We start from the raw sequence: 26,253 nt of genomic DNA, 5'->3' as shown, positions 1-26,253 counted from the left end.
CTAGGATCCTAGGTTCTAGGATCGAAAAAATAATTACGGATTACGGATTACGGATTACGGATTACGGATTACGGACATCGTACTCTGCAGCATCTTCATTTAAACGGTTTCTCTTTGTTTTAATCAACCGTCCAAGAGTCGCTGCGATGGATTCAGCCTCTTGAATGAGACCCAAACCGGACGCTTTCTCGATGTATCCAATTTCAATGCCGATATAGACTTGAGTAATGAACTCTGCCGTTGACGACTTTGCAATATTTAAAAACCGAATTTGGTCTTTAATTGATTCCCGTTCTTCTCCCTCAGCAATATTCGATGGGATTGATAATCCAGAACGGGTGATTTGATCTTTAAAACCAAAGTCTCGGCATGTTTCCATCATCTTGTATATATCACAAGACAGTCGGCAAGCTTGTTGCCATACTCTAAGTTGCTTAAACCTCAACAGATATCCTTATCTAAAGGTTGCAGAATACGGAATACGGAATACGGAATACGGAATACGGAATACGGAATACGGAATACGGAATTTTATGATTTCGATATTCCAAATCTACATTTCTGTAATCTGTCAGCGAAGCACTCGGTATTCCTACTTAACTGAGTACCCGCAGTAAGTAGATTCCTAGTCTCGCTTCGACTCGCTGGAATAACAGACAAGAGCCCGTATTCAGTAAGCGAAGTATTCTGTATTCCTACTTAACTAAGTACTCGCTGCAAGTAGATTCCTAGTCTCGCTTTGCTCGCTGGAAAAACGTGCAAGAGCCTGTATTCCATAAGCGAAGCGTTCCGTAATCTATATTCCAAAATTCTAGGCCCTAGGACCTGTGTTTTCCTAGGGCCTTTCTTTCCCGTTATTTCAACGCGTTAATCGCTACACCAGTTTGGTATAGGATCTGTGTTGCGGCTGTCCAGGTACTTAGCGCATCGCGGTAATCGGTGTCGATTGGAACAACGATTGTGTCGCCAGCTTGGAGTTCTTGGTTATTGTTGCCGAACCAGTAGCCAGAGGTTGGTTTGTAAACCGAGCCATCTGCGCGCACAACAAAGATGCGATCTTCATCGGCTTGCTTCTTCGCGCCGCCCGCTTTGTTTAGGTAATCGTCCACATCTAACTTGTTATCAAGTAAGTAAGTGATCGGTACTTGTACCTCACCCATGACGGATACTGTATTGCGGAACGTTGGTACAAACAGGAAGTCACCGTCTTCCAGCATAAAGTCTGCCGAGCGATCATGCTTCAAGATACGGTTAAGTTGCACCACCATACGGCCAAGGGCTTTGCTGCGGCTTGCCTCCTCAACAAAGGCTAACGTTTTATCCGGATCAGAGATGACAGAACCAAGATTGCTGTCTGCGCGGAATGTCTTCTTCGCCGTTTCTGCTCGCATATCTGCGGCGTATTGGTTTAGCAGTTTTTGCTCTTGCAAGCGCAGCGCTTCACGAGTAAAGATTGCGCCCATTGGGTGAGCAAATTCGGTTAAGCCACCAGCACGTTCTAGTAACTCACTCATTGTCTCGCCTTGGCGAACCGTGTACGAACCAGGGAAGCGAACTTCACCTTGCAGCATGACTGTGCTTTGTAGCTTCACGTTCGGCTTTTGCAATACGTTCAATCTGTCACGGCCAACAATGATCACATCGTTATTCACATCACCTTGAATCGCTTTGCGAAGATCAATACGCTCGATATCAATAGACGCACGCTCATCAATGTTATTAATCACCGAGCGTGCAAGTTCTGCGTTAATCGTAAATGCACCGTAAGTTAACCCCCCCGCAGCCTCTAACAAATCAGACACTTTCATACGCGGCGTAATTGGGTAACGGCCAGGGTATTTCACCTCACCTGTGACTTCAGCAATTTGTGGTGCTAAGCCTAAACGAGATTGCTGTTGAAGTTTAAGCAGTACTGGTGCCAGTAATGAAGAACGTGTGTTCTGCTTGAGGTCTTGGATTTGTTCAGGAGTCACCTCTTCACCTTGCCACATCATACGGACTTCTTTGCCGGTTACCGTGCTGGTTGCTGCGCTGAGGTCTTGCTCTTCTTGTTGAATTTGCTCTTGTGCTTGTTGCTGTGCTTGCTCAAAGCTCTTGGCTTTTTCATCCACTTCTAATAAAGAGTCGATGCCTTTATTACTTAAGCGGTTAAACACCAACACTCGGTCACGAGAATGCAGTTGCAAGTTGTCTTCACTGTTTGGTGCTAAAATCGCTTTCGCCAAGTTAAGTTGGAAAACTTCAATATCACGCTGAGCGTTGACCTCACGTACCACAACCGCGTAATTGACATCTGCAGTCGATTTAAACGCGGTATCAACAGATTGGAATAGATCCGCAATGCGTAAGCCTGGTTTCCACTCTAAAAAGCCTGAATGACGAACATCACCCTCAACTTGAACAAAGCGCGTTAACTCTTCACTCTTCGTTGGTACGCTCACTGTATCACCATCTTTGACTTTAATTTGTTGGTCATGAGATTGAGTGAAGTTAAGTGTCACTAAATCACGTCCGCCTTTTGCTGCGTAACGTTTTACTTCAATTTGATCGCGGTAAGCATTGGCGGTAAAGCCACCCGCTAGCTGAAATGCTTGCTTGTAGGTCTCGCCTGATTTGATTTCATAAATCGCAGGGCGGTTCACTTCACCATCAATCGAAATGGTATTACCGACCGCGCCAATGAACACCACATCACCCGGTAATAGACGAACATCATTACGGGCATCGCCACGCAGCAGTAAGTCATACATGTCTAACTTGCGGATCACTTGGCCATTTCGCTTTAGCTGTACATTACGCAGTGCACCACTTTCGCTAAAACCGCCGCTGTAATAGATCGCTTGAGAGATAGTGGTTAACGCACTCACCGTGTAAGCACCTGGCTTGTAAGCATCACCCATCACAAAGATTTGCATAGTGCGCATTTCACCCAGTGAGATATCACTGCGCACGCCAATCATTTGTTCTCTCACGCGTTGGTTTAAAGAATCACGCACTTCTGAGAACGTCATACCCGCCACTTGAACTGGACCAAGTGATGGGAAGTTTATCACGCCCTCACGACTTACTCGTAAACGGTTAGTGGTATTCTCTTTACCAAATAGCTGAATAACGATCTCATCCCCTGGACCTACCGTGTAATCCGCAGGAACAGGTACATCACTGATCGGAGCAAATGTACTTGGCGAGCCCGCAAACAGGTCCAAACCAAAACGTTTCAAGCCTGTTTTAGCTTGTGCATCGTCCTCTGGGCCTCTGGTGCTTTCTTCTGTTTCGTTCGTTGCTGGGCGAGCATCCACTACTTGTGGGTTTTCATAACTGCTTGGTTGAGAAGCGCCAGATGGTAAAGATACTCCGTACTGACTTGCCAATGCTTGTTGCTGGTCAGCCGGTAAGCTCTTAAACATTTGGATCTGAGCGGGGGTTGGAGTTTGCGCATACGAGAATGGCGCAAACATACTTGCCAATGCAAAAGCGGCAATGGAAAAAGTTCCTTTAAGCATGGTCATTCGCTATAAAAAGAGTGAAGTGAAAAATCGTCGCGATTGCGCTCGATCTCGATGTTAGAAGCGGTGTTGAAAACCGATGGTAAGCGCGTTTAAACGAACTTGGTCTTCAGAGGCACTGTCAATAAACTCAAACACAACGGCATTGTGCTTATCAAGCGCATAGTGCATACCCAAGCCAAAGCTAAAGCCTTGCTCTTTGAGTGAGCCAACACCTTGTTTATCGATCTGAACGCTAGAGTAACCCGCCAATCCATATAACGCGATACGCTCAGCTACTGGCATGTTTAGCTTAACAAAGCCGCTAGCTAGACTGTCGACAGCAAGACCACTATCACGTTGGACAGAGGTGCCGTAGCGCGCTTCTAAAGCGAGGTAATCATTGAAGAAGTAACCAGCTTGTGCTTGCAATAAAAATGGATTGCCTTCACTTACTGTAGACTGGGTGTTTTGAGATGAGGTGTGGTGATATTCGGCGTTAGAGTAACTAACCAATGCGCCGGAATAGAAGTTTGCTGAAGCAGAAAATGAGCACAAGCCTACGCTTATCGCACTCAACGCCCCTAGCCATGGTCGTTTGTTGATCACGAAATTATCCCTTGGGTATCGACTGAACTATAATAGAGAAGACGCGTTCAGTGATTATTTGTTAACTTTCTTGTGCGTTCCCACGCTACCGCCCGGCGGCATTACGCGTTAGCCACTGTTCGCTGGTCACCGATAAGTCGGTTTATTATGAATATGTTTTATTAAGCCTAAATTTGATGACTCGCTTCAAAAAACGGAGCGAATAAAGTCAAAAAATTTGGCAAATTATGCATGGATTGGCGTCAAACGGCAAGAGGCGGCTGATTGGAATTGTGTGAATGTGCGGTAAAACGCGCAGTTTTTAGGCGGAAGAAAAAAGGATTAGGGACCTAGGTCCTAGGGGAGTTTGTTGGGACTTTAGTGTACCTCAATGACTATTTACGTATGTTGTTGAATACCGAATACGGAACGCTTCGCTTACGGAATACTTGAATAAAGGGCCTAGGTTTTAGGGCCTAGATCCTAGGTGGCGTGTGCTGGAAGTTTGTGGATTTCATTAGTTCCTGAGAAAGTATTTTTACACTGCATAAAACGTTTGTGCGTAATCCGTAATCCAAAACATTGAGCCCTAGAACCTAGGATCCTAGGACCTGCTTTTTACCTAGGACCTATCTCTTCTCCCCTAGGACCAGCAGTTTCTTCCTCTCTTTTTCATACGAAACTATTTACATGCTGGTTGTTTTTTAACTAAAATGTTACGTGATGCACCTAAAATGCATCAAACATCGATGTTTTAAAATTAGAAATACAAGGATTAATAATGAAGAATACAGCTCTAGCTATTCTTATGGCACTAAGCGCATCTACTGCATTTGCAGCAACTGAAGCTGGCAGCACAACTGCAGCATCAGGCGCAGCAGCAGGCTCTGCAACAACAACAGCAGTAGCAGTTGGCGCAGCAGCAGCAGTAACAGTGGTAGCAGTTGCAGCAAGCGACAGCAACGACGGTACAACTGGTTCTACTGGTTCTACTGGTACAAACTAAGTTTGAATCAAGGGCTTTACCTTTCTCGGTAAGGCCCTAATTTTATTCTTTTTCAAAATAATGCCTCTCTCCCCCCAATCTGTTTTTACACGTAAATTCCTGCTAACCTAACCATCATTTTTTCGATTTGCTCACTCAAATAAGGTTTTTGAATGAAACTAGGAATGATTCCGGCAGTCGCTATGACTATTTTATTGTCTGGATGCTCTCAAAGGTTTGAAACCGTTAACGACACGCTTAAAGAAGCCATTTTTGGCTTTGATGACGTCAATATGACAACGGAACAAATTGAACAATTACCTTATGCTAGTGCGTATTTTCGTATTAATGACGGCCAACAAATTTTTATGGTGCTCGCATTTGCTGATGTAAACCCTGAAAATAATCAGACTCAACTTAAATGGGTATCCTCAGATAAAGCCATGATCGTGACCGAACAGGGCCGTATCGTTAAAACACTTAATCTTCCTGAATACAATTTAGCAGAACGAGCCAGTTTAGATGGTGCATGGCAAGAAACGGACCATTCACGCAGTCGATACGATTGGCCCGCAAGCAACTACGGTTTCAATGCAGAGAGTGAGTATGCCCTGCAAGGGAAAGAAACCATCCAAACACCTATTTGGACAAAAGAACTCACTGTTTGGGAAGAAAGCGTTAATTTTGCCGCATTGAATAACAGCATAAAAAACAGCTATTGGATCGATGCCGATAATAACGTATTAAAAAGCGTTCAATACATTGGACCAAAGATGACTCGCATTGAATTCAGTATCTTAAAGCCTTACACGGAGTAACCTGATGCTTCTTTTATCGACTATGCGTGCAAAACAACTGCTGACATTAACTCTCTCTTTTCTTTGTGCTTCCACCCATGCTTGGGCAACTGAGACCACCAACGTCACACTGCTTGAACACAACGCACAGCTTCAATATCAAGAGGCGGTTCGTTTAGATCAAGTCCTGAGCGATGCTCTCAAACAAACTGCAATTCAAAAGCAAACCAACACGTTTGATGAGGGGTATCGCCTTTTTGATACCAACAAGCAAGAGATTACAGATGAACTCTACAACAGTGTGGTTCTGCGTCTAAAAAAACTTGCAGCAGATGATGACTACTCAACTGCAGCAGAACAGTTATTACAGCAAATTCAATCCTATCAATATGCTTACCGAATCGTTACCTCACTTGATATCGACAAAGTACGATTGGACTTATCACGCAACCCGAAAATGCCTGGTGACTATGAGCTTTCGCTCAGTGAGCGCCCAAGTGTGGTTTATTTGGCGGGCTTAGCGGCTCCAAAACCTGTGACATTCTCTTCTTTTTATGATGTTGCTAACTATTTAGAGCAAGGCAAACTCATTCATCAGGCAAGCCAAAGTTTTGCTTGGGTCATTGCGCCAAACGGAACGACATCTAAAGTCGGCATCGCATATTGGAACAACCAACATAGTCATGTCATTCCTGGCAGTATTATTTTTGTTGGGTTTGATTCAAGCAGCAGTGAGCTTGCTGATTTAGAGCAAGACATTATCTCTCTTCTAACTATGGTGAAACGCTAACAATGAGCCGCAATATTTCTAAATCTCATATCAGTACGGCGCTCTTTGGTATCGCTTTACTTCCTTTTAGTCAGGTGGGTTTCGCTTCTAAACTTGAACCGGTCACGCTTCGCGCCTCGCAAACCGATTTTGGCGGTGTTGGCCTCATGCAAATGCCATCTGGTCGCATGGCTCCTGAGGGGGAGTTCAATATTGGGGTTAACATCAATGATGATTACCATCACTACTACACCTCTTTGCAATTAATGCCTTGGTTAGAGACAACCATCCGTTACACCCGCGTACCGGATATGCTGTACAACTCAAACCCAGATTATAGCGGTGACAACATATACACCGATAAAGGCATCGATTTTAAGATCCGTCTATTGGAAGAAAGCTACTGGCTGCCTGAAACGTCCATTGGTGTTCGAGACTTTGGCGGTACAGGCCTATTCGATGGTGAATTTATTGCCGCAACCAAACGCTTTGGTCCGGTAGACTTCACTATGGGTATTGGTTGGGGCTACATCGGCCAAAGTGGCAACATCACCAACCCATTCTGTAAAGCCAGCGATAAATTCTGCGATCGTGATGGTGCTTATAAAGGCAAAGGCGGCAGTGTTGATTTTGAGCGTTGGTTTAAAGGCCCAGCCTCGATTTATGGTGGTATTGAATACCAAACGCCGTATCAACCACTTCGCTTAAAACTCGAATACGATGCTAACGATTATACAGGGGATTTCCCGTACACTCGCGGCGGAAAACCAATGCCTCAGCACACACCGTGGAACGTAGGCGTGTTGTATCAACTTGGCGATTGGGGTGATGCAAAACTGAGTTATCAACGTGGTGATACACTAACCTTTGGCTTTAACCTCTACACCAACTTTAACGATATGAAAGCCATTTGGCGTGATGAGCCAAAACAAACGGTAATGGCGCGCCCGTCGAGTGAAAATACCGATTGGGAGCAAGTTGCAAAAGAACTGCGCTCCAATGCGGGTTATAAACAAAGCACTATTGAGCAAATTGATGGTGTCGTTGTGGTAACTGGTGAGCAAGTGAAGTATCGCAACCGCGAAGAAGCACTGGATCGTGCGGCTCGTATTCTTGCGAATAATACATCTGAAGATGTAACGACTTACCGCATCGTTGAAAACCGCAATGGTATTGAGTTAACTAGTACCGATATTGATGCTAGCCAATACAAAAAAGTGGTGAATAACGATTACATTGGTGCACACTTAAATGATGCAACTAAAGTCAGCAATCCTGAACCAGAAGAGAGCACAATGCACCTCGCAACCAACAAACACCGTTGGAATGCAGGCATCTCTCCAGTACTCGCGCAATCAATTGGTGGGCCAGAAGATTTTTACTTATTTAATCTTGGGTTTAATACCGATGCGAATGCTTGGTTGACTGACAATTTAGAAATAAGTGGTTCGATTTACTTTAACCTTGTCGATAACTACGACAAGTTTAACTATGTTGAACAAAACCCACACATTTCTAACTTTGCTGTCCCTCGTGTGCGCACGCTCTTCCGCGCTTATGTACATGATAATCCAGTGCGCTTAAACCGTTTGCAATTAACCTGGTTCGAGCAGCCAGCAAACAACATTTACACCCAAGCTTACGGTGGTTACTTGGAAAGCATGTTCGCAGGTGTGGGTGGCGAGGTTCTCTATCGTCCACTCAACGCAAACTGGGCGATTGGTTTAGACGCAAACCTTATCTCTCAGCGAGATCCTGATAGCTGGTTTGGTACATTTAATGAGCCGTACTTCTATTACGATGGCTACAATGCCTCAAACTGTAAACCTGGACAAGTTCACTGCCAAGCATACGTCTTAGATAAAGGTACAACAGGGCAGCTTGCTGGTTACTACATGCCACAGTGGTCTTGGCTAGAAGATACGCTGTTTAAAGTGAGTGCGGGTAAATTCCTAGGTGGTGATAACGGCGTTCGTGTTGAATTTTCTAAGCAATTCAAATCAGGCATGATTGTGGGCGCGTTTGCTACAATGACAGACCTAACGACGGAAGAATACGGTGAAGGCAGCTACAACAAAGGCTTCTATGTATCAATTCCGTTTGATGTGATGACAGTAAAACCAAGCACAAGTCGCGGTACTGTTGCTTGGCAACCAATTACACGTGACGGCGGCCAAACTCTGAACCGTAAATACCAACTGTTTGATGTGACTAACGCACGCAACGTTTGGTATTAGAGGATAAAGAAACTAGGGCCTAGGTTTTAGCGCCTAGGTCCTAGGTGGCACGCGCTGGAAGTTTGTGGATTTCATTAGTTTTTGAGAAAGTGTTAGGAATAGTGAATACGGAGCGCCTCGCTTACGGAAAAATACATACTCACCAATTGCGCCATTTCAGCAAGCTTTAGCGAGACTAGGGATCTATTACCAGCGGACTGATTCATTTCAATTTATCACCTTAGTGGAATCACTATCTTACAGTAGATTCTGAATCACGTTCGTTCCTCACTGTTCAGAATAACGAGTATTTCCTTACCACTCAAAAACAACGATTGCGTGTAAGCCGTAATCCAAAAGCTTAGGCCCTAGAACCTAGGACCTTGCTTTTCTCTAGAACCTATCTTTAAACCTATAAACTTGTTTTATCCCCATCCATAGCGCTATTTTCTGTTTCTTGCTAAAATTCCTGAGAAAATTTTAATCTATGGTGGAAGTCTTATGATCATCGTAACTGGTGGTGCTGGCATGATCGGCAGCAACATTGTTAAAGCGCTGAATGAAGCAGGTATTAACGATATTCTGGTTGTCGACAACCTAAAAAATGGCAAGAAGTTTAAAAACTTAGTTGATCTTGATATCACTGATTACATGGATCGTGACGACTTCCTTACCCAAATCATGGCTGGTGATGATTTCGGACCTATCGAAGCGGTTTTCCACGAAGGTGCTTGCTCTGCAACAACCGAGTGGGATGGCAAATACATGATGCTAAACAACTATGAGTACTCTAAAGAGCTACTTCACTACTGTTTAGATCGTGAAATTCCGTTCCTATACGCTTCATCTGCTGCGACTTACGGCGAGACAGATACCTTTATCGAAGAGCGCGAGTACGAGGGTGCACTAAATGTGTACGGTTACTCAAAGCAGCAATTTGATAACTATGTACGTCGCCTATGGCAAGATGCCGAAGAGCACGGCGAGAAGCTGTCGCAAATTACCGGTTTCCGTTACTTTAACGTCTACGGCCCACGTGAAGATCACAAAGGCAGCATGGCATCAGTTGCATTCCACTTAAACAATCAGATCAATGCGGGCGAGAATCCAAAATTGTTCGCTGGCAGTGAATCATTCAAGCGTGACTTTGTGTACGTGGGTGACGTAAGTAAAGTTAACTTATGGTTCCTAGAAAATGGCGTATCAGGCATCTTTAACTGTGGTACTGGTAATGCAGAATCATTTGAAGAAGTGGCGAAAGCGGTGATCACTCACCACGGTAAAGGTGAAATCCAAACCATTCCTTTCCCTGACCACCTAAAAGGCGCATATCAAGAGTTTACTCAAGCAGACCTGACTAAGCTTCGTGCTGCTGGCTGTGATGTGGTATTTAAAACCGTTGCCGAGGGTGTGGCGGAATACCTAGCCATTCAAAACCGCTAATGCCTTTCAAAGGCGGTAGAGAAATCTACCGCCTTTACTCTGATACAATTACTAGTATCATTCCTAACATCTTCTTTTGCCTCTATCCAAACCATAGGTGCTTAAATTTCATGACTGAACAACGTGATGATTTCGATCCTAAAGCTTATAACCCTGAGTTTGAGCGTCACTTTCTTGCGCCAAAATATTGGGGAACATGGTTAGGTGTAGTGCTTTCTTTACCGCTTGCGATATTGCCTTTAAGAGCTCAACAATGGCTTGCAAAAACCATCGCAAAAAAGCTGGCGAAATCCCACAAAGGGCCTGCTCATCGTGCTCGTGTGAACTTTGAATTATGCTTTCCTGAAAAGACTTTCGCAGAACGTGAAGCCCTTATTGAGAAAACCCTTTATACAGCAGCCCTATTCTTTTTCCGCTTTAGTTTACTCAGCTTACGTTCACCAAAGTGGTTACAGCAACGTTGTCAGATCCGTGGCCTTGATATTTTGCAACAACACATCGACAACAATGAAAACGTCATCCTAATGGTGCCCCACTCTTGGGCAATCGACATTCCTGCAATTTTGCTGGCTTCGATGGGTATGCCCGTCTCTGCAATGGCAAAAAAACAGAAAAATGAAGTAGCGGACTGGTTGATGCACAGACAACGCGTGCAATATGGTGGTCGAGTCTATGAGCGCTCCGGTGGCATTAAGCCTTTCTTAAAATCGATTCGCGATGGCTACATCGGTTACTACCTACCGGATCAAGATCACGGCCCGGAGCACAGTGTGTTTGTCGACTTTTTCGCGACAAGAAAAGCAACGTTGCCGGGTTTAGGTAAAATAGCTAAGTTATCACGTGCGAAAGTGTTACCTATGTTCGCTTCCATGAATACCGAAGATGGGTCATTTGATATTGAGATCCTACCTGCATTTGAGCTAGACCAAGGTGAAGAACAAGATGCACGTACCTGCAATCAAGCCATTGAGTATTTTGTAGAAAGTAAACCTGAACAATACATGTGGGTATTACAACTGCTGCACTCTCAAGAAGATCGCAATAACTATTACCATCTCTTTAAACAGAGATACACTACTGACTGGCAAGTAGATAAATGAAAAAAATCTTAATTATCGGCCCATCTTGGGTGGGGGATATGGTGATGTCACAATCACTGTACATCGTGTTAAAGCAACTTCATCCAGAAAGCCAAATTGATGTAATTGCACCAGGTTGGTGTAAACCAATTCTTGAGCGCATGCCAGAGATCCACCAAGCCATTGAAATGCCTATTGGTCATGGTGAGTTCAACTTATTGGGTCGTCGAGAAATTGGTAAATCATTACAAGAAAAACAGTACGACCACGCCTACATCCTGCCGAAGTCTGCAAAGTCAGCGCTGATTCCTTGGTTTGCTGATATCCCACTTCGCACTGGTTGGAAAGGTGAAATGCGTTACGGTCTGCTCAATGACTTGCGTCCAAACATGAAATCGTTCCAGTTCATGGTTGAACGTTATGTGGCACTTGCGTACGCCGAAGCCGAGATGATCGATTCCTCTTCTTTAGGCGGTCTAAAGACCCTACCTCGCCCAAGTCTGTTTATTGATAAAAAAGAACAACACGCCACTATCGACAAATTTAATCTAGACCAAAACGCCCCTGTTGTTGGTTTGTGTCCAGGAGCAGAGTTTGGTCCAGCCAAGAAATGGCCGGAAGTGCACTATGCAGAAGTCGCGACTCAAATGGCAAAATCTGGGCATCAAATCTGGTTATTCGGATCACAAAAAGATCTCGAGACCTGCAACAACATCAAAATGCTTGTCCCACAAGAATACCTGCACCAAATTCATGTTTTGGCTGGGCAAACAAGCCTGATTGAAGCGGTCGATCTTCTAGCCGCATGCCAAACTGTAGTGGCTAATGACTCAGGCCTAATGCATGTAGCCGCGGCTGTTGGATGTAACGTTGTGGCTGTATATGGTTCAACATCACCGAAATACACCCCGCCACTGGCAGAAAAAGTCGAAATTGTTCATACCGACATTGACTGCCGTCCATGCTTTAAACGCGAGTGTCAGTTTAAACACTTAAAGTGTTTGACGGAGTTATCGCCAAAGCAAGTTCTTAACAGTATCCAAAAACTTGAAGCGATTACCGTAAGCCCATGTTAATTCGTATTATCTATACATTACTGTTAGCACTTGCCTCACCAATTTTGTTGTTTGGCTTGTACAAAAGCAAACCAAACAAGCCTAAATTTGGCAAACGCTGGAAAGAGCACTTTGGCTTTACGCCGAAGTTAGAATCGACTGAACGACCAATTTGGATACACGCGGTATCAGTCGGTGAGAGTATTGCGGCAATACCTCTGATCAAAGCTTTGAAAGAGAAAAGACCAGAGCAACCGATCCTCGTCACGACGACGACAAGTACTGGCGCAGAGCAAATTGCCAAATTAGGCGACTTGATTGAACATCGCTATATGCCGATTGACTTCGCTTTTGCAGTTAAAGGCTTTTTAAAGGCGAGCCAACCAAAGCAAATGTTAATCATTGAAACTGAGCTTTGGCCAAATACGTTAAACGAAGTCCATAAAGCAGATATTCCAATCAGCGTGGTAAATGCTCGCCTTTCTGAAAAATCATGTAAGAACTACGCCAAAGTTCAGCCCCTGTTTAACCTATTCATCCCTTGTCTAGATAAAGTACTTTGTCAGACCGAATCAGATGCCGAACGTTTTGAGCATTTAGGTATTAGCAAAGAAAGACTAGAAGTTACAGGTTCGATTAAATTTGATATTCAGATCTCACAGGACGTAAGAGAAAAAGCTAAAGCACTTCGTACTGAGCTTGGCCACGACCGCCCTGTTTGGATTGCTGCCAGCACTCACAAGGGCGAAGATGAGCAAGTTCTTGAAGCGCATAGACAAGTTCTAGTGTCACACCCTGATGCACTATTGGTGCTTGTTCCTCGCCATCCTGAACGTTTCGACAACGTATTTGAACTTTGCCAAAAGCAAGGGTTCAACACCGTTCGGAGAACAAGCCAAACCGAAGTAACGGAATCGACTCAAGTTTACCTTGGGGACACAATGGGAGAAATGCTCACTCTTATTGGTGCCACGGATGTTTGTTTTATGGGTGGAAGTCTAGCTGGAGACAAAATTGGTGGGCATAATGTGTTGGAGCCTGCAGCGCTTGGTGTGCCGGTAATCACTGGGCCAAGTTATTACAATTTCAAAGAGATTGTCGACTTACTCGTAGCGCATTCACTGTGTGAAGTGGGCGATAACATTAAAGATATCACTAATAAACTATCTCAACATTTTATTTCAGAAGTACCAAGCGACACAGAAAAATTTCAGAAGTCCAAATTTTTATCCAACTACACGAACATTGCAAATAGACTCGCAACTCTTATTTTAGAATAAATAAATGAAAAAAATTATCACGTATAAAAGAATACGCTCTGATTATAGTAACGTATGTTATGTAAACTCTATCTTTGCTCTATTTCTTTACCTCTATATTAATAAAGGTAGCAAAAATACCGTTTTTGTCAGCCACGTCGACTTTGAAGCACTTCTTAAAAACAGTCAGTTGGATAATGTCATTATTGTTAACACTAAACTCAATGGCAATTGGGATTCTTTGCTATATAAACTTGGCCTATTAAAGTATGACGTTACTGAGTTTATCCAAGGCAAGACTTTCTTCGGACATGACCATATCACTTATGCTTTTCTTTTCGACTTTAAAAATGGCTCTATACTTGAGGATGGCATAGGTAACTATAATGGCCAAATACCTATACTTAAAAGATTTAAGCGCGCAATAAAAGGCCGTGTTATATCTCCTCTTGGTTATGACAAGAAAATACAGCACGTCTATTTATCAAAACCCGAACAAGCCGACCCTCTATTATGTAATAAAGTAGTACCATTCACAATACCTGATTTTCTTGCCTATACTAGATCATACGGTTTAGCGCTAGTTTTTGAACAATTTACATTAGAATTGAACAATAAGAATATTTTGTTCACACAGCCAATTAGTGAGGCAGCCATTGTTTCTGAGATTGAAAAGGTTCAAGTATATCGAGAGATTATAGAAAAATATAAGATAAACATGATCAAACCTCACCCTCGTGATTACACGGATTACTCTTTATATTTTGAGTGTGATATTATTGACAAGTATATACCTGCAGAAGCTATGATATGCCCTAATGGAGAAAATATAAGTTTATTCACTCTTAACTCCACTTCTCTTTTTAATCTAAAAGAAGTTAATAGTAATATAGATATTCATATTCTATTATCAGATCTGCATAAAGATTTATATGATTGGAAATTAGGTAATTACAACTTCTAAAACTACCGAAGTACTATTAAACAAGTTGGATTAACCTCATATTCCAACTTGTTTATATTATTCATACCCTTAAGGATTATTCGTTTTTCAACATATCCCACGACAATGCCATACCCTTTGAGAGGTTTATTTTGGCACTCATACCAATCACATCATCCAAATATTTTGGTGCTAAACCAAAACCTGGACGAATACTGCGGACATGCTCTTCCGTGACTCGTTCACCAGCTTGAATATCTTTCACTATGTATAAAGAGCGGCGAAATTTCACATTGCCTTTTTCGGCTTCGCTCCGTTCATAGCTAACATGCCCAAGAGCCTGCCACGCTGTTTTTGCATCTTGGCACAATGCTTTTAACTCTTGCGGTTCAAGAGAAAAGCTATCATCAGCGCCGCCCCCGTTACGATCCATTGTGACATGTTTTTCGATTAAACAAGCGCCAATTGCCACTGATGCGACTGCTGTTGCGTTATCAATTGTATGATCCGATAGACCAGACAATACATCAAAACGCTCTGCAATATCGGCTATCGTTCTTAGATTGTATTGCTCTGCAGGAGCAGGGTAGCCACTGACACAATGAAGAACGACTAATTCCTGACAGCCATTATCTTTCGCTGTTTTAATTGCCTCAGCGATTTCTTCTTCATTGGCCATACCCGTTGAGATAATCATTGGCTTACCGGTCTGAGCAACACGTTTAATAAGCGGTAGATCAATCACTTCAAAAGATGCGATTTTGTAAGCTGGAGCGTCAAGCTCTTCCAAAAGTTCAACAGCCGTAAAATCAAATGGAGAACTGAAGATAGTAATACCAAGCTCTTTCGCCTTTTCAAACAATGGCTTGTGCCACTCCCATGGCATATGAGCACCCTTGTACAATTCATACAAAGTCTGGCCATCCCATAGACCCCCATGAATTTGAAACTCTTCCGAGTCACAATCTATTGTGATGGTTTCATGGGTATAAGTTTGTAATTTAATCGCATCCGCACCCGCTTTTTTCGCTTCTTCCATAATTTGGAAAGCACGGTTGATATCACCATTATGATTCGCGGAAAGCTCTGCAATAATATATGGAGGGTGATCCGGTCCGATTTTGCGGCCGTCAATGGTTATATATGGCTTCATTTTTGCCTCAATCAAATGGTTGTCGGATATAAGTTTCTTGATCAACTTGTTGATAACAAGCTTTTTTGAATAATCGTTGAGATGCAACATTTGCTTTCAATACCGTTGCATGCAACGTGACATCAGGGTGAATCGCATCAATTGCATTTAGCGCTTGAAGTGCAATTCCCTTCCCATAACTTTTAGGATCAACAAATATAGAAACAAGGTAATGCCCTGCTTTTACTCTATCTAAACGTACAGCAGCAACTTTACTTCTATCTGTTCGATCAACGACCATATAAAAGTAATCAGAAGTCGACTTTAGCTTTCTCAGCATCCAAGCCTGATGTTCATCCCAAGTAGGAATAGTTGGGCTCAGTGCATATTTTCTGGTCTCTGGGTGACTTTGCCACTCGTAGATAAGTGCGATATCGTCTTGAGATGCATATTGCAAAGACACACCATCGCGCTTTTTGCTAATTAATTGCTCTATTTCAAAAATAACTCGACGAACTCCTCGTCCATCACAAAGAGCAAGGTTAGCCTCTCTAAATTGAGACCATTCCTCGATCACTTTCAGAAAAGCACCATGCAACGTCGATGGAATATCTTTGATATCAACATGGATAGCCGCATTATGCTTTACGAGCTGCTCACAAATAAGTTGTTGGTTTTCGGCAAGAGGGACAATAATATTTGGCAATCCAAGACAAGCCCTTTCCCAACTTGTAGTTCCTGGTGCTCCGATCGCAATATCATGCTCTAGCATTACACTCGCCATATCAGAAACAAATTCTTGATGTCGAACATTGGGTTGCGTTAAACACCATGCATTCACCTGCTGAAAATGAGGCGCTCTAGGGGACAACAAAACGGTAAAGTCGGCATTAATATGACAACAAAGACTCTCTAAAACTTTCAGTGTCGCATTTGGTGCATCAATCCCCCCCATAGAGACAAGCACTTTAAGGGGCGCATCAGATAGTTGTCTAGAAAGAGCGGCTTCTCGCTTATTAGAAAAATCCATTCGCAACAGCGCATACTCACTGCCAACGAGAGCCTCGGTATTGGACGAAGCGTAATCAACTTCACTTCGCCCTAAAGTTTGATCTAGAACTAAATCAGCTCTATGGCATCGTCCTAAATCATCGATAGCAAGTAAGCAACAATCTAGTACTGCAACAATTTTTTCTTGCCATTCAGCGCCAATAGCGTAATGGTCCGTAACAACAAGATCTGCCGCCTTGACCGCTGCTAAGAAGTCTTGTGCATCTTCTGTGACACTCTTTTGAAGCCAAGCCTCATAATCAGCGTCATGCTGTGGTGCGATGATACGTTGAGGCTTAGCAAGGGTGATAACATTAAATCCTCGCTCACGAATAAACGCCCGCATGTCCCCATCAAGCGGGGAGCAGGCAAACTCAATATCATACCCTTTTTGGCCTAACTCATCAGCAAGGACGAGACAACGCATCACATGACCGCTTCCGATCAATAAAGAGGCGTCAACTCGGAAAACAACTTTCATGGCTCAACCTATTTGTTACTTAGCTAGCTTTAGTACAGAAAACAAGGCTTCTGCCAACTCCCAATCTTCAGGAGTATCAATATCTTGAACTCGGTTACGAGGTAAAAGCACGGCTTTGCTGTGAGGGGAGAACATAGAAAGCCTTGCTAAAAATGCACTGGTTTTCCCCCAATAAAACTGACCAGCATCATGATAAGCTTCTTCTAGATCTTGCGATCTTACTTGTTCATTTTCAGGCGAAAACATCGAAACCGAGCCGAACTCGTCGAGTTTAATAGCACGCTGAATTGGGAATGGAAATGAGGTTGCACTAAAGACAAATTGTGCGCCAGTGTCTCGTAAAAGAGCATAACCTCGCTGTAAGTCCTCTGGTAATACAAACGGTGCCGTTGCATATAAACAGCAAACCGCTTCTACGTCCCAACCATCATTTTGACACCAATGGATAGCGTGAGCCATGACATCCATTGTTGTCGCGTAATCATCAGAAATCTCTGCCGGGCGTAGAAACGGTACTTCAGCACCATGAGCCCTAGCCACAGCTGCAATTTCTTCATCATCTGTTGAAACGATCACTTTATCGAAGCAGCCAGAGGCGATGGCTGCTTCAATAGAATAAGCAATCATAGGCTTACCATGAAACGCTTTGATATTTTTTCTCGGTATGCGCTTACTACCACCTCGAGCTGGAATAATCGCGACTTTCATTAGCGCCCCTGCAAAATTTCAGTAAGTACCTGAACAACCGTATCTTGCTGTGCTTCCGTCATGCAATGGAACATAGGAAGAGAAATCGCTTCACTGTAATAGCGCTCTGACTCAGGGAAATCCCCCACACTGAAACCCATTTTTTCATAATACGGTTGAGTGTGGACAGGGATGTAGTGCAAGTTCACGCCAATCCCCCTATATCTCAAGGCGTCAAACACCTCTTTGTGTGTCAAAGAGATTTGTTCTAACTGTAAACGGATCACATAAAGGTGAAGACCAGAGTAAGTATTCTCCAATTGATATGGCAATACCACTGGTAGGGACTTCAATAACTCATTGTAGCGATCAGCAAGGTGATGACGTGCTGCAATAAAGTCGTCTAAACGCTTCATCTGAGAAACACCCAATGCCGCTTGAAGCTCTGTCATGCGGTAGTTAAAACCCAAATCAATCTGTTGGTAGTACCAACCACCGTGGCTCTCGCCTTCCATTTGCTCAGGGTCTCGGGTGATACCATGGCTGCGAAGCAAAGCCATCTTGTCAGATAAGGCTTTTTGGTTAGTCATTACCGCACCACCTTCCGCTGTGGTTACAATTTTGACAGGATGGAAGCTAAATACCGTGATGTCAGAGTATTCACAATTCCCTATCGGTAAGCCCAGATATTTACCGCCAATAGCATGGGAAGCATCTTCAATTACTTTGAAGCCATACTCTTTTGCCAGTTTAGCAATCGCCGACATATCACACGGTTGGCCACACAGGTGTACCGGTACAACGACTTTAGGAAGTTTATCTTCAGCTTTCGCTTTGATGAGCTTTTCTTCTAGGCGTTGTGGGCACATGTTATAAGTGTCAGGGTCAATATCAACAAAATCGACCTGAGCACCGCAGTACAAACCACAGTTTGCTGATGCAACAAAAGTAATCGGAGAGGTCCAGAGCCAGTCTCCCTCTCCTAAACCAAGTGCAAGGCAGGCAATGTGCAACGCTGATGTCGCACTATTAACTGCTAGTGCATATTGAGCACCGGTATGATCAATAAGTGCTTGTTCAAACGCAGGGACTTGAGGCCCCTGAGTCAGAAAGTCTGAATTCAATACATCAACAACGCTATCAATATCTTGCTGATTAATGTCTTGCTTACCGTAAGGAATCACTGCTGTTCTCACACTGTAAAGTTTGGATCGACATGCTCTTTCACTAGAGCACGTAAACTTTCTACTGTTTCCCACTCTGTGTTCGTACCTGAGTTGTATTTGAAACCAAACGGTACTTTTTCAGCTTTGTGGTGTTCTAGATATTCTTGCTCTGTGTAAGTGAACGATACAGATGGCAGAATTGCGTAGTATTTACCTAAGTCAATAGTGTTCAATGAGTCAGTATCCGTGATCATTTCTTCGTGCAACTTTTCACCAGGGCGGATACCAACAACTTTAGTTTCACATTCAGGAGCAACCGCTTCTGCAATATCCAAAATTTTGTACGATGGAATTTTTGGTACAAAGATTTCACCGCCTAAATGGTTTTCTAGTGCGTACATCACCATGTTTACGCCATCTTGCAGTGAGATATTGAAACGCGTCATCTCGTCATGAGTAATAGGCAATACACCCTCAGTTCGCTTATTCAAGAAAAATGGAATAACAGAACCTCGGGAGCCCATTACATTGCCGTAACGAACAACACTGAAACGGATGTCTTTAGAGCCTTTAATATTGTTTGCGGCTGTAAATAGCTTATCTGACGCTAACTTTGTGGCACCGTAAAGGTTAATAGGGGCACAAGCTTTATCAGTAGATAGAGCAACCACATCTTTCACGCCACATTGTAGAGCTGCGTTAATGACGTTCTCCGCACCGGTGATGTTTGTGCGGATACACTCTGTTGGGTTGTATTCTGCTGTATCAACTTGTTTGATAGCTGCGGCATGAATAATTACATCAACCCCCTCACAAGCTTGGATCATTCGTTGCTGATCGCGAACATCGCCGATGAAGAAGCGCAATTGAGGGAAGTCTTTGGCTGGATACTGTTGCTTGAGTTCGAATTGCTTTAACTCATCTCGTGAAAAAATAATGATTTTTTTAACATCCTGGTAACGTTCCAGAATGGTTTTGATGAACTGTTTACCAAACGAACCGGTGCCGCCAGTGATTAAAATTGATTTATAATTCAACATAATATGCTCTTTTTCTGAATATAGAATCTAAGAAAGTCTAAAGACCTTGATTTTCCTAGATTTAATTGTATCTACTTTAGCACTTTTCTTTAAATGATGCTTTAAACTTGTTTAGCTATAAAGTTCAATCAACATATCCAACGATCTCTTTTCTTCTGCTTTAATTTTATTAGCATTACTTACTATATCAACGTCTCTTTCTAATTGGTCAATAAGTTGACTATAAGTTCTGTAGCGAATCAGATCGACAGACTGAGACTCACAAAAAAATTGATCATTATGGCTGTCACTGGCAACACAAACCACGCCTTGCCCCCACTTCATGAATTGTCTGGCCGTACTTGCACCACCACGAGGTTGAAGAACTAAGTGAGTATTAGACATAACTAAAGTTGTATATGACAAAGGAGAAAGCGAAGTAATTACAGAGAGGTCAACAACCTCTTTCTTAAATTTTCGTAAATAAAATAAGTAGAGTTCCAAAATAACGCGTTTTCGCCACTGTTGACTCGGCCACATAACAATAAATTTGTATTGTTTGTGAATTCCTCTCGAGACAAATTCACTAAGAAAAGATTTTATTTCCTTATAATTAAAAGCGTTGGGCTTAGAACCTAACATTATTCTTTTTACTTTATGAATTGACTCTAAATTAATAGCACTTTCTAATTTTTCCGAACAAAGTGTTGGTAAGGTGTCAAATATAACACCAGCATCAACAATCTTAATATCTGATCGTTCTAAGACTCTTTTCAACTTGTTTCGAAACGTAGTATCTAGAGCGATAAAATATTGTTGTCGGCCCAATACCCATACGTCGTTATCACTAATCAAAAGTTTCGCGTCTGGTTTGATGCATCCATATTTATCAATACATTTTAACCAACGTTCAACTTCATCATCCGTAATGAACATATAACACTTATTTTTAATATTAGAATCAATTTCCAATACTTCCTTTACATGCGAAGAATTGAGTGGACTCAATGAGAAATAGGTTATCGTTTTAGCATTAATGAATATTGAACGATCAACTTCGGAAAAATTTACATAATTAATATGACCAATTCTCTTGGGCTCTTTAACAAAGCTAGCGTTACTCTGAAAATATACAACGCATATTGACTCCGGTAGAATATTCGCCTTATATAGTAATGCATCCAAATATAGTGGTGAAAAAACTTCTGCACTAGATACCAAAAATACATGTTTAATATCATGAGATAACATAACTACTTTTCCACTTTGTCTAAAACAACTTTTATTGCTTTAATAACATCAGATTGCTCTTTATCTTCCATGTTGAAATAGAGAGGCAACCGAACCAACCTTTCACTTTCTCTTGTCGTATAATCGTCTTCTCCAATAAACTCACCGAACTCCTTTCCTGCTGGTGAAGAGTGTAAAGGAATATAATGAAATACTGACATGACTAGCTGTTTATTAAGTAAGTCAATAAATTGCATTCTTTGGTCTAAGTCTTTCAACTTTAGATAAAACATATGAGCATTATGCTGGCAATCAGATGGAATAGTAGGTAATTCGATACCATGAGTAGTGGTATATACACTCAACTCATCATAGTACTTATTCCAGAGTTGGATTCTTTTTTTATTAATTGCGTCTGCACTTTCTAATTGTGCCCATAGATATGCAGCTTGAATCTCACTCGGAAGTAAGCTGCTTCCTACATCAACCCAAGTGTATTTATCAACCATCCCTCTAAAGAACAAGCTGCGATTGGTGCCTTTCTCTCGAAGAATTTCCGCACGCTCAACAAAGGCTTTGTCATTAATAAGCAATAAGCCACCCTCGCCGCCAGAAGTATAGTTTTTAGTCTCATGAAAACTATACGCTGCTAAATGACCAATTGAACCTAGAGGTCTCCCTTTATAAGTTGACATTACCCCTTGAGCGGCATCCTCAACAACAAATAAACCATGCTTTTTCGCAATAGCCATAATTGTATCCATCTCGCAGGCAACCCCTGCATAGTGAACTGGCACAATAGCTTTAGTTTTCTTCGTGATCGCTGCTTCAATTTTGGTTTCATCAATGTTCATAGTGTCAGGACGAACATCAACAAAGACCGCTTTAGCCCCACGAAGCACAAACGCATTGGCTGTGCTTACAAAAGTATAACTTGGCATGATAACTTCATCACCAGGCTGAATATCTATTAGCAATGCAGCAAGCTCAAGTGCATGAGTACACGATGGGGTGAGTAGCGATTTTTGACAACCGGTTTGCTGTTCAAACCATGCCTGGCATCGATGACCAAATGCACCATCACCACTCAGTTTTCCACTACAAAGTGCCTGTTGAATAAATGTAGTCTCAGTACCCACGACTGGAGGCTTATTAAAAGGGATCATTCTTCGATTACCTTGCTCAGATAATTAATTATTGTATTTATTAATACGAACTTTTTTAAATCGTTCACTAACACCAGTATCTGTATTGAAATTAATCTTAGTCGGTACTTTATAGGTATCTAACTGAGCTCTGCAGCACTTACGGATTTGTTTTTTCAACTCTTTTAGATCTGTACCTGCACTAGGTGTAACATTAGCTACAACGGTTTGCCCTGTAATTGCATTCGCTGCCGCATAAACCACACAATCCTCGATACCATCAATACCAAGTAGTACTGACTCTACCTCACTCGGCAACACTTTTTCACCGCCGACATTAATGACTTCTTTTGCTCGACCGATAATTTTTAAGTAACCATCTTCCGACTGCTCGACCAAATCACCTGTTTGGAACCAGCCATCTTCAGAAAAGCTACTCATATCATGGTTCAAATAACCCATTATTTGCGTTTTACTGCGCAACCAAAGTTCATTATTGACGATCTTGTACTCTTGATTTGGGTCATCAAACTTAATTTCTAGACTGCTTGAAGAGCGGCTAGACGTTTGAGCAATTCCTGTTTCGCTCGTACCAAATGTTTGCAGCAACTTAACTCGAGGTAAGGTTGCTTTCAAACGCAGCAACAAGCTTTCAGGCATCGCTTCAGTGCCATATGTCACCATTCTTAGAGACTTAAGGTCGTAATGCTGATGTACATTAGCAATGAGCATCATATTTAAAAATGTTGGTGAGGCAGGAAGCAAATTGACTTTCTCACGCTCGATCAACATCGCGACATGTTCTGGCTCTCTCTTTTCTGGGATAACAATTTTAGCGCCCATCGAAAGAGAATTGAGTAACGTATTTAACCCCCCAATGTGGTCAAACATCAGAAATACCATAATAGACAATGACTTCGGTCGTTTATCTACATAAGTAGCCAGCAATACATCTAAATTATGGATCATTGCTTTAGGCTCACCAGTACTGCCGCTACTAAAGAGAACCAAACCCGACTGCTCGCGAAATATCAAATCCAGTATCAATTGATGACGATTAGCTGTATCTTGCTCAAACTGCTCAAAAGCAATGCCTGTTGACTTACGTAGGTTAATCACCACGTCAGGCTTTATCACAGCAATTCGTTTTTCAACTTCTTCCTGGTTCTCACTCACAATCGGGACAATGATGCACTTCTTCTTCACTAGAGCAAAAAATAAAGAAATAGCATCAAATGAATAATCACTAACAATGCAAACGACTTGGCTTTGAGTAATTTGTTTTAGGTCATTCCCAAAGCGCTTAATATTCTGATTGAGATCACTGTAACTGTGTTGTTCAGAGTTGAAGCTCAAGGCGACTTCATCAGAATAACCTGACAGCTTATCTAAATATTCCATTATTTGAACACCCCTCCCAAGTAGATCACCTGACCAGTAATAAATTCACTTCTTGGTGAGATGAAAAAATCAACGACATTAATGACATCGTCTTCTTTCCCAAGTCGTTTGATTGCTTGGCTTTCAATAAGCTCTTCAATCTTCTTTTTTGGCACGGCTTTGATCAAGTCTGTTGGTACTGGGGTTGGACCAACAGCATTAACTCGAATACCGTAAGGAGACAGCTCCTTAGCTGATATTTTGGTCAATGATTCTACTGCCGCTTTACTTGCTGCGTAGATCGCCTCACCCTCAAGATCTAATGGTACAGCGACCGTTGAATAATTAACGATAGACCCCGATTTTTGTTTCATCATTAATTTTGCTATTTCTCTAGAAAACAAAAAGGTACCAAACACATTGGTTGCCATCACCTTCTCAGCACTACTCAAAGGCGTTGTCAGAAAATGGTTCATCGCTGCCATGCCTGCGTTGTTCACCAATACATCAACAGTACGAAATTGCTTTCTCACACTTCTCACCATGGAAACAACCGCCTTTTCATCGGTTACATCCAATTCAAAATGATGGTAACGCTCATGTTCAACGCTGCTTTCCTGACGGCTACAACCAATGACGGTATGCCCCTGTGCCAGATAATGCTCTGCTAATGCTTTACCCAGACCTTTTCTAGAACCTGTAATAACAATATTCAACGGCATAATTTAGTTTCTACTCTTCTACCAACTGTGCAATATACTTCGCCAGCGTTTCAACATTTCGGAAAGGAGAGGTCACTTGACTCATGGCCTTTTCATCTGCCAACGTGACATCAACGTCAAAATCATCACTAATCTTCTCTTCAAGTTCAGTGATCAAGAATACGATACCCACACTGTCTAGAACGCCGCTTGCACCAAACAGTTTTGTTTTTTCATGAGCTTCAACTAAAGCCTCATTATCTTCATCCTCACCCATTTCATGCAGAGTGGACAAAACTAGCTCAATATACTTTTCCATCTATAACTACCTACTCATTACAACCAAGAGATACACCACCATCAACGACCATATCGATGCCAGTGATCCACTTTGCTTTATCTGACAATAAAAACAATGCAGCATCAGCTACATAACCAACATTACCTAACCCTAGCGGGTAGAGTTTTTCTAGTTTTTCAAAGTACTCGGGCTCATAAATATTCTGTGTCAAATCAGTCTTAATCAATCCAGGAGAAATACTGTTGACTCGAGTTAGCATAGGTGCAAACTCTTTAGCTAAAGATTTAACCGCACCGATCAGCCCAGCTTTAGACGCACCATAGTTAACTAAACCACTTGTTCCGATAGTTGCAGCCACTGAAGCAATAAAGATGATGCTAGCTCCACTTTCGTCAATAACTTTTCTCTGAGCTAACCCTCTTGCTACCGCTAGGGATGAGAATAGGTTGAGGTTGAATACCTCTATCATTTGCTCATAGGTATTAAAGCGATTTGGCATAACTTTAGATAATCCAGCAGCGCATACAACGCCAGAAAAACACCCATAAGTTGTAGCGAGCTCTTTCATCCACTTCGGAATATCATCTATTTGCTCAGAGAGATCCCTAGAGTGAAAAAAGAATCTATTAGGGTATCGTTCTATAAGAACCTTAACATCGATCTTTTCACTTCTAGCAACACCAATAACACGATGACCTTCTGCCAATAGCTGTTGACAAATCGCTAATCCAATACCCGAACTTGCACCTGTGACTAAATACAATTTTGACACGATACTGCCTTATAAACCGGCTAGAGCCATCAAATCAGACACAGTTTCAATGTTTTTAAGTTCAGCGTTGGTGATATTCTTTGAAAACTCAATATCAAACATCGAAATCACACCCAAATGAGCCATCGAATCCCATTCTTCAAGCTCTTTGAGATTTGTCGATTCATTAATTGCGTCTTCTAGCTGAAGAACATCTGTTAGCTCTTCAAGAAATTGCTCTTTATTCATTTTTTCTCTCTCTTTTATAACACTACGACTTCAGACACGTATGCATTGTTTAATGACAGCACCGCGCTTGCCCAAGACAAGCCGACACCAAAACCAGAGAGTACAACATCATTCACAGATACCACCTTTCCACCTAAAGTATGAGAGATGGCGCAAGGAATAGATGCACTACTTTGATTTCCGTATAAACTCACAATATCACTTGGCGCTTTATCTTTAGGCGCTTTAATCCGTCTAACAATGTTTGAAATTATGTACTGATTTGCCTGATGGAAAATAAGTAATCAATATCATTCATTGATTTCCCACTAAACTCGAGAATGTCAGGTTAACGATCATACT

At 42.2% G+C, this 26,253-nt stretch carries 24 protein-coding genes and 2 pseudogenes; 9 read left to right on the top strand and 17 right to left on the bottom strand.

Annotation, left to right across the window (positions count from 1 at the left end):
• Nucleotides 1–61: 61 nt before the first annotated feature.
• From KHN78_RS05255 to KHN78_RS05245, 4 genes and pseudogenes are all read right to left on the bottom strand, one after another.
• Entirely contained in the window at nt 62–445 is a 384-nt protein-coding gene (locus KHN78_RS05255) for a four helix bundle protein (RefSeq protein ID WP_211915535.1), read from the bottom strand.
• 409 nt (nt 446–854) lie between these two features.
• Nucleotides 855–1,952, bottom strand: a pseudogene (locus KHN78_RS22120) (SLBB domain-containing protein); the annotation flags it as partial.
• Between the two features lie 107 nt (nt 1,953–2,059).
• A pseudogene (locus KHN78_RS22115) lies at nt 2,060–3,503 on the bottom strand (SLBB domain-containing protein); the annotation flags it as partial.
• A 60-nt stretch (nt 3,504–3,563) separates the two neighbouring features.
• Nucleotides 3,564–4,094, bottom strand: a complete 531-nt coding sequence (locus KHN78_RS05245; protein WP_211915537.1) for an outer membrane beta-barrel protein — start codon at nt 4,092–4,094, stop codon at nt 3,564–3,566.
• A 760-nt stretch (nt 4,095–4,854) separates the two neighbouring features.
• Between KHN78_RS05245 and KHN78_RS05240 the strand changes: the two genes are divergently transcribed.
• The 9 genes from KHN78_RS05240 (at nt 4,855) to KHN78_RS05200 (ending at nt 14,640) form a co-directional block, all read left to right on the top strand.
• Nucleotides 4,855–5,079 carry a hypothetical protein gene (locus KHN78_RS05240; RefSeq protein WP_211915538.1) on the top strand — a complete coding sequence of 75 codons (225 nt, stop codon included), beginning with the start codon at nt 4,855–4,857 and terminating at the stop codon, nt 5,077–5,079.
• A 152-nt stretch (nt 5,080–5,231) separates the two neighbouring features.
• Nucleotides 5,232–5,876: a YjbF family lipoprotein gene (locus KHN78_RS05235; protein WP_211915539.1), complete on the top strand. Its 645-nt coding sequence runs from the start codon at nt 5,232–5,234 to the stop codon at nt 5,874–5,876.
• 4 nt (nt 5,877–5,880) lie between these two features.
• Complete coding sequence (locus KHN78_RS05230) at nt 5,881–6,645, top strand: capsule biosynthesis GfcC family protein (RefSeq protein ID WP_211915540.1); 765 nt, start codon at nt 5,881–5,883, stop codon at nt 6,643–6,645.
• Nucleotides 6,646–6,647: 2 nt separating this feature from the next.
• Nucleotides 6,648–8,861 (top strand): YjbH domain-containing protein, encoded by a 2,214-nt coding sequence (locus tag KHN78_RS05225; RefSeq protein WP_211915541.1) that lies wholly within the window; start codon nt 6,648–6,650, stop codon nt 8,859–8,861.
• Nucleotides 8,862–9,341: 480 nt separating this feature from the next.
• A complete protein-coding gene (gene rfaD / locus KHN78_RS05220) occupies nt 9,342–10,283 on the top strand; it encodes an ADP-glyceromanno-heptose 6-epimerase (protein WP_211915542.1) in 942 nt (313 codons plus the stop codon).
• A gap of 110 nt (nt 10,284–10,393) precedes the next feature.
• Nucleotides 10,394–11,383, top strand: coding sequence for a lauroyl-Kdo(2)-lipid IV(A) myristoyltransferase (gene lpxM, locus KHN78_RS05215; protein ID WP_211915543.1), 990 nt, complete (start codon nt 10,394–10,396; stop codon nt 11,381–11,383).
• Entirely contained in the window at nt 11,380–12,438 is a 1,059-nt protein-coding gene (waaF, locus tag KHN78_RS05210; protein ID WP_211915544.1) for a lipopolysaccharide heptosyltransferase II, read from the top strand. Before lpxM ends, waaF begins: the two co-directional genes overlap by 4 nt.
• Nucleotides 12,432–13,697, top strand: coding sequence for a lipid IV(A) 3-deoxy-D-manno-octulosonic acid transferase (gene waaA, locus KHN78_RS05205; protein ID WP_211915545.1), 1,266 nt, complete (start codon nt 12,432–12,434; stop codon nt 13,695–13,697). Before waaF ends, waaA begins: the two co-directional genes overlap by 7 nt.
• Nucleotides 13,698–13,701: 4 nt before the next feature.
• On the top strand, nt 13,702–14,640 hold the full coding sequence (locus KHN78_RS05200; RefSeq protein ID WP_211915546.1) for a glycosyltransferase family 52: 939 nt from the start codon (nt 13,702–13,704) through the stop codon (nt 14,638–14,640).
• Nucleotides 14,641–14,716: 76 nt separating this feature from the next.
• Here KHN78_RS05200 and pseI read toward each other — a convergent pair whose 3' ends face one another.
• From pseI to KHN78_RS05135, 13 genes are all read right to left on the bottom strand, one after another.
• Nucleotides 14,717–15,772: a pseudaminic acid synthase gene (gene pseI / locus KHN78_RS05195; RefSeq protein ID WP_211915547.1), complete on the bottom strand. Its 1,056-nt coding sequence runs from the start codon at nt 15,770–15,772 to the stop codon at nt 14,717–14,719.
• A 7-nt stretch (nt 15,773–15,779) separates the two neighbouring features.
• Nucleotides 15,780–17,282 carry a UDP-2,4-diacetamido-2,4,6-trideoxy-beta-L-altropyranose hydrolase gene (gene pseG / locus KHN78_RS05190; RefSeq protein ID WP_211915548.1) on the bottom strand — a complete coding sequence of 501 codons (1,503 nt, stop codon included), beginning with the start codon at nt 17,280–17,282 and terminating at the stop codon, nt 15,780–15,782.
• A gap of 15 nt (nt 17,283–17,297) precedes the next feature.
• Nucleotides 17,298–17,990, bottom strand: coding sequence for a pseudaminic acid cytidylyltransferase (pseF, locus tag KHN78_RS05185; RefSeq protein ID WP_211915549.1), 693 nt, complete (start codon nt 17,988–17,990; stop codon nt 17,298–17,300).
• Entirely contained in the window at nt 17,990–19,165 is a 1,176-nt protein-coding gene (gene pseC, locus KHN78_RS05180; protein ID WP_211915550.1) for a UDP-4-amino-4,6-dideoxy-N-acetyl-beta-L-altrosamine transaminase, read from the bottom strand. Before pseC ends, pseF begins: the two co-directional genes overlap by 1 nt.
• A complete protein-coding gene (pseB, locus tag KHN78_RS05175; protein WP_211915551.1) occupies nt 19,162–20,175 on the bottom strand; it encodes a UDP-N-acetylglucosamine 4,6-dehydratase (inverting) in 1,014 nt (337 codons plus the stop codon). Before pseB ends, pseC begins: the two co-directional genes overlap by 4 nt.
• Before the next feature lie 111 nt (nt 20,176–20,286).
• Nucleotides 20,287–21,405 carry a hypothetical protein gene (locus KHN78_RS05170; protein WP_211915552.1) on the bottom strand — a complete coding sequence of 373 codons (1,119 nt, stop codon included), beginning with the start codon at nt 21,403–21,405 and terminating at the stop codon, nt 20,287–20,289.
• 2 nt (nt 21,406–21,407) lie between these two features.
• Nucleotides 21,408–22,550 (bottom strand): dTDP-4-amino-4,6-dideoxygalactose transaminase, encoded by a 1,143-nt coding sequence (gene rffA, locus KHN78_RS05165; RefSeq protein WP_211915553.1) that lies wholly within the window; start codon nt 22,548–22,550, stop codon nt 21,408–21,410.
• A gap of 24 nt (nt 22,551–22,574) precedes the next feature.
• Nucleotides 22,575–23,930, bottom strand: a complete 1,356-nt coding sequence (locus KHN78_RS05160) for an ANL family adenylate-forming protein (protein ID WP_223917773.1) — start codon at nt 23,928–23,930, stop codon at nt 22,575–22,577.
• A complete protein-coding gene (locus KHN78_RS05155; protein WP_211915554.1) occupies nt 23,930–24,631 on the bottom strand; it encodes an SDR family NAD(P)-dependent oxidoreductase in 702 nt (233 codons plus the stop codon). Before KHN78_RS05155 ends, KHN78_RS05160 begins: the two co-directional genes overlap by 1 nt.
• Before the next feature lie 10 nt (nt 24,632–24,641).
• On the bottom strand, nt 24,642–24,929 hold the full coding sequence (locus tag KHN78_RS05150; RefSeq protein ID WP_128811926.1) for a hypothetical protein: 288 nt from the start codon (nt 24,927–24,929) through the stop codon (nt 24,642–24,644).
• Nucleotides 24,930–24,939: 10 nt separating this feature from the next.
• The gene (locus tag KHN78_RS05145; protein ID WP_211915555.1) at nt 24,940–25,683 is read right to left on the bottom strand and encodes an SDR family NAD(P)-dependent oxidoreductase; all 744 of its coding nucleotides are present in this window, start codon (nt 25,681–25,683) and stop codon (nt 24,940–24,942) included.
• A gap of 9 nt (nt 25,684–25,692) precedes the next feature.
• A complete protein-coding gene (locus KHN78_RS05140) occupies nt 25,693–25,911 on the bottom strand; it encodes an acyl carrier protein (RefSeq protein WP_128811930.1) in 219 nt (72 codons plus the stop codon).
• 14 nt (nt 25,912–25,925) lie between these two features.
• Nucleotides 25,926–26,141, bottom strand: coding sequence for a 3-oxoacyl-[acyl-carrier-protein] synthase III C-terminal domain-containing protein (locus KHN78_RS05135; protein WP_263422512.1), 216 nt, complete (start codon nt 26,139–26,141; stop codon nt 25,926–25,928).
• Nucleotides 26,142–26,253: the final 112 nt, after the last annotated feature.

It is taken from the genome of Vibrio sp. B1REV9 (genome assembly GCF_905175395.2).
Classification (GTDB): Bacteria; Pseudomonadota; Gammaproteobacteria; order Enterobacterales; family Vibrionaceae; genus Vibrio; species Vibrio alfacsensis.
Note: the sequence above shows the minus strand (reverse complement) of the source record. Positions and strands in the feature narration are given on the sequence as shown.